The organism is Azospirillum rugosum, assembly GCF_017876155.1.
In the GTDB taxonomy this organism is placed as follows: domain Bacteria; phylum Pseudomonadota; class Alphaproteobacteria; order Azospirillales; family Azospirillaceae; genus Azospirillum; species Azospirillum rugosum.
In genome coordinates this window covers 51099-65546 of record NZ_JAGINP010000031.1, presented here as the reverse complement: position 1 = coordinate 65546, position 14448 = coordinate 51099, and the positions used below count along the sequence as shown (strand labels likewise).

Genomic DNA, 14448 nt, shown 5'->3' with positions numbered 1-14448 from the left:
CGGTTTACTCGGTCTCCAGCACATGCCGGTCGCGGCCGGCGGCGACGCCGAACAGCGCGGCGGCCAGCGAGATCGCGATCACCAGGATGCCCGCCGCTCCCCAGCCGCCGGTGCGGTCGTGCAGCAGGCCGGCGGCCAGCGGGCCGAGGGAGGCGAGCGCGTAGCCGACGCTCTGCGCCATGCCCGAGAGCTGGGCGGCGATGTGCGGGTCGCCGGAGCGCAGCACGATGATGGTCAGGGCGATGGCGAAGGACCCGCCCTGCCCGACGCCCAGCAGCGCCGACCAGCCCCACAGCGACCACAGCGGCGCGAACAGGCAGCCCAGCAGGCCCGCCAGCGTGCAGCCCAGCACGACCAGCACGGCCACGCTCTGCTGGCGCGACCGCGTCGCCAGGATGGGGGCCACCAGGGACGAGCCGACCTGCACCATGATGGAGGCGGAGACGACCAGCCCGGCGGTCACCGGCTCCACCCCGCGGTCGCGCAGGATCACCGCCAGCCAGCCGAAGACGATGTAGGCCAGCGAGGATTGCAGCCCCATGAACAGGGTCACCTGCCAGGCCAGCCGGTCGCGCCACAGCCCGCCCGCCGGCTGTGCCGCCCGGCGCGCCGCGTGATCGGCCGGGGTCGGGGAGAGCACGGCCCAGACCACCGCCGCCGCAAGCGCGGGAAACGCCCAGCAGGCAAGCGCCAGCGACCAGGACCCGTGCAGCACGCGCGCGAGCGGCAGCGTCGCCCCGGCGGCCAGCGCGGCCCCGGCGCACAGCCCCATGGTGTAGACGCCGGTCATCAGCGCGGGATGGTTCGGGAAGTCCCGCTTCACGATGCCGGGCAGCAGGGCGCCGATGATGCCGATCCCGGCCCCGGCGGCGACGGCCCCCAGCGCCTGCGCCGGAAAGGCCGGCACCGCCCGCAGCCCGATCCCCGCCGCCAGGACGATCAGGGTCAGCAGGACGACCCGCTCGCTGCCGTGCCGGCGGGCCAGCCCCGGCGCCATCAGCCCGAACACGCCCAGGCACAGCACCGGCAGCGTGGTCAGCGCGCTGGCCATCGTCGCGGACAGTCCGGTATCGCGCACCAGCTCCGCCAGGATCGGGGCCACGCTCGACAGCGCCGGACGCAGGTTCAGCGCCACCAGCACCAGCGCGGTGCCCAGCAGAAACGGACGCTGTGACGGCGGGGACGGCTCCGCGTCCTCCTCCGCGTCGATCAGGAGGTCGTCGGCGAGGGTGGGCTCGACCGGGTCGCCCCCGTGCCGAACAATGTGCGTGCCGTGCATGATGACTCGAGTGTGCGATCCGTGGGGCCGAATGCGAACGGCCACGCCGGACGTCCGGTCCGGCGTGGCGCGCGGGGCGGGGACCCTAACAGGATCAGGCGTCGAAGAACACGGTCTCGTCGTCGCCCTGGAGGTGGATGTCGAAGCGGTAGGCGACCCCACCCGCCGTCTCCGCCCGCCGGGCGACCAGGGTGGCGCGGCGGTCGGCCGGAACGCTCTGCAGCAGCGCGTCCTCCGCGTTCGCCCCCGCCTCGTCGTGGAAGTAGAGGCGCGTGAAGGCGTGGGACAGCATCCCGCGCGCCAGCACGGTCACGTTGACGTGCGGCGCCTGCCCGTCGCCCAGCGCGCCCGGCTTGACCGTGTCGAACCAGTACAGGCCCTGCCCGTCCGTTCCCGTGCGGCCGAAGCCGGTGAAGTGCGGGTCCAGTTCCAGCTGATCGCGCGTGTCCGCGGGGTGGCGGTAGCGGCCCGCGGCGTTGGCCTGCCACAGCTCGATCACCGCGTCGACCACCGGCGCGCCGGTGCCGTCGAAGACGCGACCCTCGATGCGGATGCGCTCGCCGCGCGTGTCGGGATCCACCATCGTGCCGCTGCCCAGCCCGACGCGCCCGTAGGGCTGCGGGGTCAGCGCGTAGGCGAAATAGGGGCCGACGGTCTGGCTTGGGGTCTGCTTCAGCATGGCTCAGCCCTCCATCGGGGTTTCAAGGCGTCCGCGCAGGACAATGTCGAACTCGTAGCCGAGCGCCCATTCCGGCTCGGTCACGTCGATGGAGAAGCGGGACACCAGCCGCTCCCGCGCTCCCTCCGGCACGCCGTTGTAGATGGGGTCGAGCGGCAGCAGCGGGTCGCCGGGAAAATACATCTGGGTGACCAGCCGCGTCACGAAGGACGGCCCAAACAGCGAGAAGTGGATGTGCGCCGGCCGCCACGCGTTGTGGTGGTTGCGCCAGGGGTAGGCGCCCGGCTTGACGCTGAGGAAGCGGTAGCGCCCGTTCTCGTCGGTCGCGCAGCGGCCCGCCCCGAAGAAGTTCGGGTCGAGCGGCGCGTCGTGCTGGTCCCATTTGTGGACGTAGCGGCCGACGGAGTTGGCCTGCCAGACCTCCAGCAGCGTGTTGGGCACCGGCCGGCCGTCCTCGTCCAGGACCCGGCCGGTGACGATGATGCGCTCGCCCAGCGGCTCCCCATTGACGCGGCCGTTGCGGGTCAGGTCGGCGTCGAGCGCGTCCAGGCTCTCGTGCCCAAACACCGGCCCGGTCAGCTCCGACAGGGAGCCCTTCATGGGGATCAGGGCTTTGCGCGGGGAGCGCAGGACCGTGGACTTATACTCCGGGCTCAGGTACGGCGGATGCTGGCTCCAGTCCCGCGGCCGGTAGCCGGGGGATTTTGCGTCGGTCGTCTCAACGTCTGTCATGGGTGCTTCCTCCTGAAAGACTTTTTTTGTGTTGCCATCCCCCTCTCCCGCCCACGGCGGGAGAGGGAGGGACCCACGCCCATGGCGTGGGAGGGTGAGGGCTTGGTTATCCCGAGAAACCTTGCCCTCACCCTCCCGCCTACGGCGGGCCCCTCCCTCTCCCAGCAGGGCTGGGAGAGGGGGTTATTTCCGTCCCAAAACCCTATCGATGAAGGCATCCGCCGCGCCGACGTAGCCCAGCGGGTCGAAGAGGCGGTCGAGCGCGCTGCTGTCCAGCGCCTCCGTCACCCGCTTGTCCTCCTCCAGCACGGCGCGCAATGGCCGCCTTTCCGACGCGGCGCGGCGGCTCGCCTCGGCGACGAGGCTGTGGGCGGCCATGCGGCCCATGCGGTCGCCGAGCGCCATGGTCACGGCCTCCGCCATGATCAGGCCCTGGGTCAGGTCGAGGTTGCGGCGCATGCGCTCTGCGTCGATCTCCAGCCCGCCGACGGCGTCGGCGGCGTGGTGGGTGGCACCGGCGACCAGCTGGCAGAGGTCCGGCAGCGCCTGCCATTCCGCGTGCCAGCCGCCGAGGCCCCGCTCATGCTCCTGCACCATGCCGGCGAGCAGCCCGCCGACCAACGCCGGGGCGCGCACCGCCGCCGACAGCAGCACGGCGGAGGCCACCGGGTTGCGCTTGTGCGGCATGGTGGAGGAGCCGCCGCGGCCGGGTGCCGCCGGTTCGAACGCCTCCCCCACCTCCACCTGCATCATCAGCGACAGGTCGCGCCCCAGCGTGCCGAGCGTCCCGGCCAGCAGGCCGAGCACGGTCGCCAGCTCCACCACCCGGTCGCGGCTGGCGTGCCAGGGCAGCGCCGGCAGGGGCAAATCCAGTTCCTTTGCCAGGGCTTCCGCCACCGCCATCCCGCAGTCGCCGAGCGCTGCCAGCGTCCCCGCCGCCCCGCCGAACTGGAGCGCCAGCCGCCCCTTTGCCGCCGCCAGCCGCTCCCGGTCACGGGTCAGCGCGTCGAGCCAGCCTGCCGCCTTCAACCCGAAGGTGGTCGGCAGCGCGTGCTGGAGCCAGGTGCGCGCCACCATCGGCGTGGCCCGGTGCCGGTCCGCCAGGTCCGCGAGGCTTCCACACAGCCGCTCCAGATCGGCATCCAACACCTGGACGAAGGCCCGCAACTGGAGCACCAGCCCCGTGTCCATGGCGTCCTGGCTGGTGGCGCCCCAGTGGACGTAGCGCGCGGCCTCCTCGTCCGCCTCCTTCACCTTGCGGGTCAGGTGTTTGACCATCGGAATCGCCGTGTTGCCGGCGAGCGCCGCCTCGCCCCCGAGCGCGTTCAGGTCATAGAGCGACGCGTTGCAGGCCTTGCCGATGGCCGCCACCGCCGCAGCCGGGATGACCCCAACCGCGGCCTCCGCGCGGGCCAGCGCCGCCTCGAAGTCCAGCATGCCCTGAAGGCGGGCGCGCGGTGCGAACAGGCCCGCGGCCGGTGCCGTGGTGAACAGCGGGTCGAGCAGCGGATCGCCCCAGGCGACGTCGTCCATGGCGGTCAGCCTCCCTGCTGGTCCTCGCCGTCGAACTCGTCATCCATCTCCGCATAGATCCGCTTGGCGAGCGCGATGGCGGAGTTCGCCGCCGGGACACCGGCGTAGACGGCGGTCTGGATCAGGATTTCCTTCACTTCCTCGCGGGTCACGCCGGTGTTGCGCGTGGCGCGGATGTGCAGGGCCAGTTCATGCTCATGGCCCAGCGCCGCCAGCATGGCGATGGTCAGCATGCTGCGCGTGCGGATGTCCAGCCCCGGCCGGGTCCAGACGGAGCCCCAGGCAGTCTGGGTGATGAAGCGCTGGAAATCCCGATCGAAGTCGGTCGCCCGCTGGGTGGAGCGCTCCACATGCGCGTTCCCCAGCACGGCCCGGCGGACCGCCATGCCGTTCTCGTAGAGGTCATCGGCCATGGCCGGTCGCTCCCAGGAAGTCCAGGATCAGGGCGTTCATCGCGTCCGGCCGCTCCACGCAGGGGATGTGCGCGGCGTCGGGCAGGACGGCGAGGCGCGCGCCGGGGATGGTCGCGGCCAACTGCTCGGCCTGGGCGGGCGGAGTCGCTACGTCCTGTTCCCCGACGACGACCAGCGTCGGGCAGTCGATGCGCCGGTCGCCCTCCGTCAGGTCGGCGTCGCGGATCGCCCTGGAGCAGCCGATGTAGCCCTCCGCCGTGGTCCGCGCGACCATGTTGACGTAGCCGCGCACGCGGCCTTCCTGCTCCGTGCGGAAGGATTGCGTGAACCAGCGGGCCATCACGCCGGACGCGATGGCGGTCATGCCACGCTCTTGAATAGCCGCGATGCGCGTGTCCCAGACCTCCGGCGGGCCGATGACGCTGGCCGTGTCGCACAGGATCAGCGAAAGCACCCGCTGCGGCGCCTTGACCGCCAGCCTCTGCGCCATCATCCCGCCGATGCTGAGCCCGCAGACATGCGCCCGGCCGATGCCCAGCGCATCCAGCAGGGCAAGCGCGTCGTCGGCCAGCAGGTCCATGCTGTAGGCGCCCGGCGTCGCATCGGTCAGCCCATGGCCGCGCATGTCATAACGCAGCACACGGAAAGTCTTCGACAGCTCCGGAACCATGTCGTCCCAGATGTGGAAGCTTGTGCCGATGGAGTTCGCGAACAGGATGACCGAGGCATCCGGCGGACCGGCAAGGTCGTAATGGACCGTGATGCCCCCGGCGGCAATAAACGCCATGCGTTTCCCTCCTTTTTTCTTAATCCCCTCTCCCCTCTGGGGAGAGGGTTAGGGTGAGGGGGTTGCGCTTCTGCCGAACGTACCAGCGAAGCCGGGGCCCCCTCACCCCGACCCTCTCCCCAGAGGGGAGAGGGAGAATGGCCGTCACACCCGCTCGATCAGCAGGGCGATGCCTTGGCCGACGCCGATGCACATGGTGCACAGGGCGTAGCGTCCGCCGGTCCGCTCCAGCTGGTAGAGCGCGGTGGTCGCCAGACGCGCACCGCTCATGCCCAGGGGGTGGCCGAGCGCGATGGCGCCGCCGTTGGGGTTCACATGCTCCGCGTCGTCCGGCAGCCCAAGCTCCCGCAGCACGGCAAGGCCCTGGGAGGCGAAGGCCTCGTTCAGCTCGATCAGGTCAACCTTGCCGATGGGCAGGCCGACCCGCTCCAGCAGCTTCTTGGTCGCCGGGGCCGGGCCGATGCCCATGATGCGCGGCGGCACGCCGGCCGTGGCCGCCCCGACGATGCGGGCGCGCGGGGTCAGGCCGTGGCGCTTGGCGGCGGCCTCCGACGCGACCAGCAGCGCGCAGGCGCCGTCGTTGACGCCCGAGGCGTTGCCGGCGGTCACCGTGCCGTTCGGGCGGACGATGGGCTTCAGCTTGGCGAGCGCCTCCAGCGAGGTCTCCCGCGGGTGCTCATCAACGCTGACGACTGTATCGCCCTTCCGGCCCTTCACCGTGACCGGCACGATCTCCTGCGCCATCAGCCCGTCGCGGATGGCGCGGGCGGCCCGCTGCTGGCTGCGCAGCGCGAAGGCGTCCTGGTCGGCGCGCGACACGCCGAAATCCTCGGCCACGTTCTCGCCGGTCTCCGGCATCGAATCCACGCCGTATTCCGCCTTCATCCGCGGATTGACGAAGCGCCAGCCGATGGTGGTGTCGTACATCTCGGCGGAGCGGGAGAAGGCCGTGTCCGCCTTGCCCATGACGAAGGGGGCGCGGCTCATGCTCTCCACGCCGCCGGCGATCATCAGCTCCGTCTCGCCGGCCTTGATGGCGCGGGCGGCGGTGGCGATGGCGTCGAGGCCGGACCCGCACAGGCGGTTGATGGTGCTGCCCGGCACGACGTCCGGCAGGCCGGCCAGCAGTGCCGCCATGCGGGCGACGTTGCGGTTGTCCTCGCCGGCCTGGTTGGCGCAGCCGTAGATCACGTCGTCCACGGCGGCCCAGTCCACGCCCGGGTTGCGCGCCATCAGGGCGGCGATGGGCACGGCGCCCAGGTCGTCGGCGCGCACGGCGGACAGCGACCCGGCGTAGCGGCCGATCGGCGTGCGGATGGCGTCACAGAGAAACGCGTCGGTCATCGATCAACCCTCCCCACCGGCGGATTGGCCACCACCGGATTGGCCGTGCGCCTTGGCGGTGCGGGCCAGGAGGTCGCGCAGCGCCTCCAGTTCATGAGTTTGCGGAACCGCGGTGGTCGTCAGGTCCGGGCTGACCTTCAGGTCCCAGCCGGTGGCGCCCTTAACCTGCTCCACCGTCACCCCCGGATGAATGCTGGTCAGCGTCAGCTCCTTCGTCACCGGGTCCGGCGTCAGGATGCCGAGGTCGGTGATGACCGCGGCCGGCCCCTTGCCCGGAATGCCCGCCTTCTCCCGCGCGTCCCCGCCGTCGAGGTAGCCGGCGGACGTGATGAAGGGCAGCTTGTTGACGAAGGCCTTCGTGCTCTGCTTCAGCACGATGAAGACCTCTTTCGCTTGACTGGCGATCTCCGGCGCGCCGCCGGCACCCGGCAGGCGGACCTTCGGGTTGGCGTAGTCGCCGATCACCGTGGTGTTGATGTTGGCGAAGCGGTCGACCTGCGCCGCCCCCAGGAATCCCACGTCGATGCGCGCGCCCTGCAGCCAGTAGCGGAAGATCTCCGGCGTGCTGACCACGGTATCGGCAGCCAGCGCCAGTTCCCCGTCGCCGATGGACAGCGGCAGCACGGTCGGCTTGGCGCCGATGGGGCCGGATTCATAGATCAGCACCACGTCCGGCGCGTGGGTCAGCCGCGCGAGGTTGGCGGCGGTGGACGGCAGGCCGATGCCGACGAAGCAGACCGTGCCGTCCTTCAGCAGGCGGCTGGCCGCGACGGTCATGATCTCGGTCGCGGTGAAATCAACGGCGGGAGCGTCCATCACACCGCCTCCTTGCTTTTGGCGGTCTCGGCGAAGACGCGCTTGAACTCCTCGAAATCCGCGGTGTTGCGGACGTGGCGGTCGATCCAGGCCGTGAAGGTCTCCCGCGAGCGGGAGATGGCGTCCCACGCCTGGTAGAAGCGGTTGTCGCGCTCGGAATAGCCTTGCGCGTAGGACGGGTAGGCGCCGCCCGGCACGTGGCAGACCGCCGCGACGGCCCAACGTGGCAGAACGCAGGCGTTCGGCGGGGCGTCCAGTTCGTCCACCACCTCCTCCACCGTGACGATGGCACGCTTGGCGGCCAGCACCGCCTCCTTCTGCACGCCGACGATGCCCCACAGCAGCACGTTGCCGCGCCGGTCGGCCTTCTGCGCGTGGATCACCGTCACGTCCGGCCGGATCGAGGGGATGGCCGCCAGCTTCTCCCCCGTGAAGGGGCATTCGATGAAGCGGATGTTCGGGTTGACCTTCGGCAGGTCGGACCCGGTGTAGCCGCGCAGCACCGCAAAGGGCAGGTTCGAGGCGCCGGCCACATAGGCGTTGGCCAGCGCGGCGTGGCTGTGCTCCTCATAGGCCAGCGGCCGGGGCCAGCCCTGCTCGATGGCGTCGCGGAAGCGGTGCAGCGACCCCACCCCCGGGTTGCCGCCCCAGGAGAAGATCAGCTTCGCCGCACAGCCGGAGCCGATGAGCTGGTCATAGATCAGGTCCGGCGTCATGCGGACCAGCGTCAGGTCCGTCTTGCCCTGACGGATGATTTCGTGCCCGGCGGCGTGCGGGATCAGGTGGGTGAACCCCTCCAGCGCCACCGTGTCGCCGTTCTGGATAATCTCGGAAACCGCCTCGCGAAGAGGCGTGAGCCGCGCCATGAGATAACCCTCCCAACATGCGTCGTCTAACCTGTGCGATTACCGCACGTATGTTCATTTTTCGAACATGATGAAAGGCGGCTTCGGCCCTTGTCAAGGGCGATTTCGGTTGTTATTGTTCGCTTATCGCCCATATTGCCGGGAAATCCCAGTATTTCCGCGGTCCCAACAAGTTACCAGGGAAACAAAATGGCTGGGATGAAAAAGACGCATGGGGGAACCCCATCCGTGTCGGCGGACATCGCCGAAACTCCGGATTCCGACCGCGACGGAAACGCCGGCGACCCGAATTTCATGACGTCGCTGGCCCGCGGCCTGTCGGTCATCCGCGCCTTCACGGAACGCAGCCCGAACCTGACCATCGCCGACATCGCGAAGATCACCGGCCTGCCGCGCGCCGCCGCGCGCCGCTGCCTGCTGACGCTGATGCAGCTGGGCTATGTCGGGACCGATGGGCGGACCTTCTTCCTGAAGCCGAAGATCCTGGCGCTGGGCTATTCCTTTCTGTCCTCGGCCCCGCTGGCGACCATCCTCGACCCGCTGATCGAGCAGGTCAGCGGCACGCTCCAGGAATCCAGCTCCGCCGCCGTGCTGGACGAGGACGAGGTCGTCTACATCGCCCGCGCCGCCACCAAGCGCATCATGTCCGTCGGCCTGAACGTGGGCAGCCGCCTGCCGGCCTACTGCACCTCCATGGGGCGCGTCCTGCTGGCCCACCTGCCGGAAACGGAGCTGGACGCCTATTTCGCGCGCGTCGAGCTGAAGGCCTTCACCGAACGCACCATCACCAACCCCGACGTGCTGCGGCGCGAGTTCGAGCGGGTGCGCGAGCGCGGCTTTGCCCTGGTGGACCAGGAGCTGGAACTCGGCCTGCGCTCCGTCGCCGTGCCGGTGCGGACGGCGTCGGGCAGCGTGGTCGCGGCCATCAACGCCAGCACCCAGGCGGCCCGCGTCACCTGCCCGGAGATGGAGGCCCGCTTCCTGCCCCCGCTGCACCGCGCGGCGGAGGAAGCGCGCGTCCTGCTGGTCCGCACCCCCGTGGCCTGACGAAATAGGGCGATAAACGAACAATCAGCTATGTATCGCACTTGACGGGGCCGGGCGCCGCGCTTAGGCTTTTCGCAACGCTGCGACGGGAACCGTCGCGCGCCGCCCGACAAGACACTAAGGTTCCGCACAACCCTGGCCAACAGGGTGGCGGCCGGAAGCGGCGATGGAAAGCGGCGAGACACCGGCCTCCTTCCATGGAATGGGGTCCGGCACAACGATTTGGGAGGGACGATGACCAAGACAGTGCGCGGGGCTCTGCTCGGGGCCGTGTTCGTGACGGCGTCCGGCGCGGCGCTCTGCAGCGGTACGGCCTGGGCCGCGACCATCAAGGTGGGCGTGATCGCCCCCTTCTCCGGCCCCTTCGCGACGGCCGGCCAGACCTTCAAGCAGGGCATCGAGATCTACCAGGCCCAGCACGGCAAGACGGTCGGCGGCGACACCATCGAGTTCGTCTACAAGGACCTGGACCAGGCCAACCCGGCGCAGAGCAAGGCCCTGGCGCAGGAACTGATCGTCAAGGAGAAGGTCGGCTACCTCGCCGGTTTCTTCTTCACGCCCGACGCGCTGGCGGTCGCCCCGCTGATCGACGAGGCGAACATCCCCTGCGTCATCTTCAACGCCGCGACCTCCGCCATCACGGAAAAATCGCCGCGCTACGTCCGCACCTCTTTCACCCTGTGGCAGAACACGGTGCCGCTGGCCGAGCACATGGCCAAGCAGGGGATCAAGAAGGTGGTGACCGCGGTCAGCGACTACGGCCCGGGCATCGACGGCGAGACGGCGTTCAAGCAGACCTTCGAAAAGGGCGGCGGGCAGGTCGTGGACAGCATCCGCATGCCGCTGAAGTCCACGGACTTCGCGCCCTTCATGCAGCGCATCAAGGATTCCGGGGCGGAGGCCATCTACGCCTTCCTGCCCGCCGGCCCGACCACGCTGGGCTTCGCCAAGGCTTTCAGCGACACCGGCCTGAAGGCCGCAGGCATCAAGTTCTTCGGCCCCGGCGACATCACCCAGGAACCGGACCTCCCGGCGCTGGGCGACGCGGCGGTCGGCATCACCACCACCTTCAACTACAGCCAGGCCCACGATTCCGACATGAACCGCCAGCTCCTGGCGAAGGCCAAGGAGCTGTTCGGCTCGTCCGACCTGGTGACCTTCAGCACGGTCGGCGCCTACGACGGCACCCACGTCATCTACAAGATGGTCGAGGCGACCGGCGGCAAGCCCGACGGGCTGAAGGCGGTGGAGGCGGTCAAGGGCATGGCCTGGGAAAGCCCGCGCGGGCCCCTGAAGATCGACCCCAACTCCCGCCACGTCACCCAGACCATCTACCTGCGCGCGACCGAGCGGAAGGACGGCAAGCTCCAGAACACGGAAATCGCCAGCTTCCCCGACCAGCCGGACTACGGCTACAAGGGCGGGAAGTAACCCTCTCCCGCCTTATCCTCCCTCTCCCCTCTGGGGAGAGGGTCGGGTGAGGGGGTTGTCGGGGGACTGAAGAGTTCGGCAACGGCCGGACCCCCTCACCCTAACCCTCTCCCCGGAGGGGAGAGGGAATTAAGGCGGGAGTCCTTCATGGAAACGGTTTTCGGCATCGTCGTGGACGGCGCCGCCTACGGGATGATCCTGTTCATCATCTCGGTCGGGCTGTCGGTCACGCTGGGCCTGATGCGCGTGGTCAACCTGGCGCACGGCGCCTTCGCCATGGTCGCGGGCTACATCGCCTCCTACGCCGCACAGGGGCTGGGGCTGCCCTACGCGGCGGCGCTGGTGGGGGCGGTGCTGGTGACGGTGGTCGCCACGCTGCCGATGGAGCGGCTGCTCTACCGCCGCATTTACGGCTCCGCGAACGAGCTGAGCCAGGTGCTGCTGACCATCGGGCTGACCTTCGTGATCGTGGCCGGCATCAACTACCTGTTCGGGCCGACGCTGAAGCGCATCCCGCTGCCCGACGCGCTGCTCGGCACCGTGTCGATCGGGCCGAAGTCGATCCCGGCGCACCGCGCCTTCGTCATCGGCATGGGCGCTGCGACGATCCTCGGCCTCTGGTGGCTCTTGGAGCGCACGGACTTCGGCATCAAGCTGCGCGCCGCCGTGGACGACCCGAACATGGCTGCGGCGCTGGGCATCCGGACGGAGCGGCTGTACATGGCGACCTTCGCGCTCGGCACCGGTCTCGCCGCCATGGGCGGCGTGCTGGGGGCGGAGTTGCTGCCGCTGGAGCCCTACTACGCCATCCGCTACATCGTGCTGTTCCTGGCCGTGGTCGCCGTGGGCGGGGCCGGCAGCATCTTCGGTTCCGCCGCCGCGGCGCTGGCGCTGGGCATCGTGGACACGGCGGGCAAGTACCTGATCCCGAACTTCGGCGAGTTCTTCTTCTACGCCGCCCTGATCCTGATCCTGTTCCGCTGGCCGCACGGCTTCTTCCATGGGAGGGGCGCATGAGCGCCGTGGCGACCGACCGGACCCGGCGCGAGACGGCGGGGCGCCGACTGAGGCGCGCCGCGCTGGACGGCGCCGCCGTGCCGGTGATGGCGGTGCTCGGGCTCGCCGCCTTCTGGCTGTTCCCCAACGACCTGGGGCTGATGACGCGCATCGCGGCGACGGCGCTGTACGTCCTGTCGCTCGACCTCGTGCTCGGCTTCGGGGGCATCGCCACGCTGGGGCAGGCGGCCATGTTCGGCACCGGCGCCTACGCCGCCGGCATCGCCGCGGTGAACCTCGTCGACGAGCCGATCACGCTGCTGGCCATCGGCGGCGTGGCCGGCGGGCTGATCGCGCTGGTGACCGGTGCCTTGATCCTGCACGCCCGCGGCCTGACCCTGCTGATGCTGACCATCGCCGTCGTGCAGATCGTGCAGGAGGTCGCCAACAAGGCCCGCGACTGGACCGGCGGCAGCGACGGCCTGTCGGGCATCGACCCGGCCCCGGTGCTGGGCCTGTTCCGCTTCGACCTGTACGGCCGCACCTCCTACCTGTTTGCGCTGGCCGTGCTGATCGTGGGCTATCTGGTGGCGCGGCGCATCGTGCGCTCCCCCTTCGGGCTGGCCTGCCGCGGCGTGAAGGAGGACCCGCTGCGCGTCGCCGCACTCGGCGGCTCGCCCAAGCGCTACCTTGTGGCGCTCTACGCCGTCGCCGGGGTGTTCGCCGGGGTGGCCGGGGCGCTGACCGCGGTGACCAGCGGCATCGTCGGGCTGGATAGCGCCAGCTTCTCCTGGTCGGCGGAGGCGCTGGTCATGCTGGTGCTGGGCGGCACCGGGCGGCTCTATGGTGCTGTCATCGGCACGGTCGCCTTCATGACGATCCACCACATCCTGGCCTCCAGCGACCCGTTCCACTGGATGCTGTTCATCGGCCTGTTCCTGATGGCCATCGTCCTGTTCGCGCCGGGCGGCATCACCTCCGTCTTGAATGGGGCCGGCATCGAGCGCGTCTTCCACCGCATGAAGGGGGGCCGCGCATGACCACGGCGCTGCTGGAGGTCGAGGGGCTGAGCAAGAATTTCGGCGGCCTCCAGGTCTCCTCCGACATCACGCTGGACCTGAAGGCCGGCGACCGCTGCGCGCTGATCGGGCCGAACGGGGCGGGCAAGACGACCTTCGTCAACCTCGTCACCGGGGTCCTGGCCCCGACCGCCGGCACCATCCGGCTGGAGGGGCAGGACGTCACCACGCTGTCGGCGGAGGCGCGCGTGCGCCGCGGCCTGATCCGCTCCTTCCAGGTGGCCCGCCTGTTCCGCAGCATGACGGTGCGGGAGCATCTGGAGCTGGCCGTCCTTGAACGCGAGCGGAAGACCTTCCGCCTCTTCGCCTCGGTCCGGCGGATGCCGGGGCTGGCCGACGAGGTGGCCGGGCTGCTCGACGCCATGGGCCTGACCGCCGCTGCCGACACGCCGGTCGGCACGCTGGCCTACGGGCAGCAGCGGCTGCTGGAAATCGCGCTGGCCCTGGCGCTGAAGCCCAAGGTGCTGATCCTCGACGAGCCGGCGGCCGGCGTGCCGCATTCGGAGAGCCACCGTATCCTCGACGCGCTCGACCGGCTGCCCGCCGACCTCGCCGTGCTGATGATCGAGCACGACATGGATCTGGTTTTCCGCTTCGCCCGGCGCATCATCGTGCTGGCGCAGGGACGCCTGCTGTGCAGCGGCACCGCGCAGGAGATCGCCGCCGACCCGCGCGTCCGCGACGTCTATCTGGGGAGCCGCGCGCATGTCCAAGCTTAAGGGCCGCCTGGAGATATCCAGCCTGACCGCCGGCTATGGCCAGACCCGCATCATCGAGAACCTGTCCCTGACCGTGCCGGCCGGCGGGCGCCTCGCCCTGCTGGGGCGCAACGGCGTCGGCAAGACGACGACTCTCGCCACGATGGTCGGGCAGACCACGCGCCACGGCGGCTCGATCACGCTGGACGGGGTGGAGCTGACAAAGCTCGGCTCCTCGGCACGGGCGGCGGCCGGGCTGGGCTACGTCCCGCAGACGCGCGACGTCTTCCGCTCCCTGACCGTGGAGGAAAACCTGGTCACCGGCCTGAAGGGCCGCCCGCGCTCCGCGCTGGAGGAAGCCTACAGCCTGTTCCCCCGCCTCGGCGAGCGGCGGCGCAACGGCGGCGGGGAACTGTCCGGCGGGGAGCAGCAGATGCTGTCGGTCGCCCGCGCGCTGCTCGGCCAGCCGACCGTGCTGCTGTTGGACGAACCGCTGGAGGGTCTGGCGCCGGTGATCTGCGACCTGCTGATGCAAGCCCTGTCGCGGCTGTCCATGACCGTGATCCTGGTGGAACAGCAGGTCGACCGCGCCCTGGACTTCGCCGGCGAGGTGGTGATGCTCGACCGCGGCCGCGTGGTGCACCAGGGACCGGCGGCCGAGGCAAAGGCCGACCACGCGCTGCTGGAACGTCACCTGGGCGTGGCGCTGGCGAGGTGATCGGTGGGGTGTCGCGCTGGGCCCCCCTCC

At 70.2% G+C, this 14448-nt stretch carries 15 protein-coding genes; 6 read left to right on the top strand and 9 right to left on the bottom strand.

Annotated features, from left to right (window positions below; genetic code table 11):
- Positions 1–4: 4 nt before the first annotated feature.
- The 9 genes from J2851_RS31235 to J2851_RS31195 all read right to left on the bottom strand — a co-directional run bounded on the left by J2851_RS31235 (position 5) and on the right by J2851_RS31195 (position 8449).
- Positions 5–1279 carry a CynX/NimT family MFS transporter gene (locus tag J2851_RS31235; RefSeq protein WP_246501059.1) on the bottom strand — a complete coding sequence of 425 codons (1275 nt, stop codon included), beginning with the start codon at positions 1277–1279 and terminating at the stop codon, positions 5–7.
- A gap of 94 nt (positions 1280–1373) precedes the next feature.
- Entirely contained in the window at positions 1374–1958 is a 585-nt protein-coding gene (gene pcaG, locus J2851_RS31230; protein WP_209771694.1) for a protocatechuate 3,4-dioxygenase subunit alpha, read from the bottom strand.
- A 3-nt stretch (positions 1959–1961) separates the two neighbouring features.
- The gene (pcaH, locus tag J2851_RS31225; protein WP_209771691.1) at positions 1962–2690 is read right to left on the bottom strand and encodes a protocatechuate 3,4-dioxygenase subunit beta; all 729 of its coding nucleotides are present in this window, start codon (positions 2688–2690) and stop codon (positions 1962–1964) included.
- Between the two features lie 183 nt (positions 2691–2873).
- The gene (locus J2851_RS31220; RefSeq protein WP_209771688.1) at positions 2874–4223 is read right to left on the bottom strand and encodes a 3-carboxy-cis,cis-muconate cycloisomerase; all 1350 of its coding nucleotides are present in this window, start codon (positions 4221–4223) and stop codon (positions 2874–2876) included.
- A 5-nt stretch (positions 4224–4228) separates the two neighbouring features.
- Positions 4229–4636 carry a 4-carboxymuconolactone decarboxylase gene (gene pcaC / locus J2851_RS31215; RefSeq protein ID WP_209771685.1) on the bottom strand — a complete coding sequence of 136 codons (408 nt, stop codon included), beginning with the start codon at positions 4634–4636 and terminating at the stop codon, positions 4229–4231.
- Positions 4626–5423 (bottom strand): 3-oxoadipate enol-lactonase, encoded by a 798-nt coding sequence (gene pcaD, locus J2851_RS31210; protein ID WP_209771682.1) that lies wholly within the window; start codon positions 5421–5423, stop codon positions 4626–4628. The genes pcaC and pcaD overlap by 11 nt, the downstream gene beginning before the upstream one ends.
- Positions 5424–5567: 144 nt before the next feature.
- Entirely contained in the window at positions 5568–6767 is a 1200-nt protein-coding gene (gene pcaF, locus J2851_RS31205; RefSeq protein WP_209771679.1) for a 3-oxoadipyl-CoA thiolase, read from the bottom strand.
- A gap of 3 nt (positions 6768–6770) precedes the next feature.
- Positions 6771–7583 (bottom strand): CoA-transferase subunit beta, encoded by an 813-nt coding sequence (locus J2851_RS31200; RefSeq protein WP_209771676.1) that lies wholly within the window; start codon positions 7581–7583, stop codon positions 6771–6773.
- Positions 7583–8449: a CoA transferase subunit A gene (locus J2851_RS31195; protein WP_209771672.1), complete on the bottom strand. Its 867-nt coding sequence runs from the start codon at positions 8447–8449 to the stop codon at positions 7583–7585. Before J2851_RS31195 ends, J2851_RS31200 begins: the two co-directional genes overlap by 1 nt.
- A gap of 228 nt (positions 8450–8677) precedes the next feature.
- Between J2851_RS31195 and J2851_RS31190 the strand changes: the two genes are divergently transcribed.
- From J2851_RS31190 to J2851_RS31165, 6 genes are all read left to right on the top strand, one after another.
- On the top strand, positions 8678–9496 hold the full coding sequence (locus J2851_RS31190; RefSeq protein WP_307420686.1) for an IclR family transcriptional regulator domain-containing protein: 819 nt from the start codon (positions 8678–8680) through the stop codon (positions 9494–9496).
- Positions 9497–9730: 234 nt separating this feature from the next.
- Positions 9731–10927, top strand: coding sequence for an ABC transporter substrate-binding protein (locus J2851_RS31185; RefSeq protein ID WP_209771667.1), 1197 nt, complete (start codon positions 9731–9733; stop codon positions 10925–10927).
- A gap of 147 nt (positions 10928–11074) precedes the next feature.
- Positions 11075–11944 carry a branched-chain amino acid ABC transporter permease gene (locus J2851_RS31180; RefSeq protein ID WP_209771666.1) on the top strand — a complete coding sequence of 290 codons (870 nt, stop codon included), beginning with the start codon at positions 11075–11077 and terminating at the stop codon, positions 11942–11944.
- Entirely contained in the window at positions 11941–12963 is a 1023-nt protein-coding gene (locus J2851_RS31175; protein ID WP_209771665.1) for a branched-chain amino acid ABC transporter permease, read from the top strand. Before J2851_RS31180 ends, J2851_RS31175 begins: the two co-directional genes overlap by 4 nt.
- On the top strand, positions 12960–13721 hold the full coding sequence (locus J2851_RS31170; protein WP_209771663.1) for an ABC transporter ATP-binding protein: 762 nt from the start codon (positions 12960–12962) through the stop codon (positions 13719–13721). The genes J2851_RS31175 and J2851_RS31170 overlap by 4 nt, the downstream gene beginning before the upstream one ends.
- Entirely contained in the window at positions 13708–14418 is a 711-nt protein-coding gene (locus tag J2851_RS31165) for an ABC transporter ATP-binding protein (RefSeq protein ID WP_209771660.1), read from the top strand. Before J2851_RS31170 ends, J2851_RS31165 begins: the two co-directional genes overlap by 14 nt.
- The last annotated feature ends 30 nt before the right edge of the window (positions 14419–14448 follow it).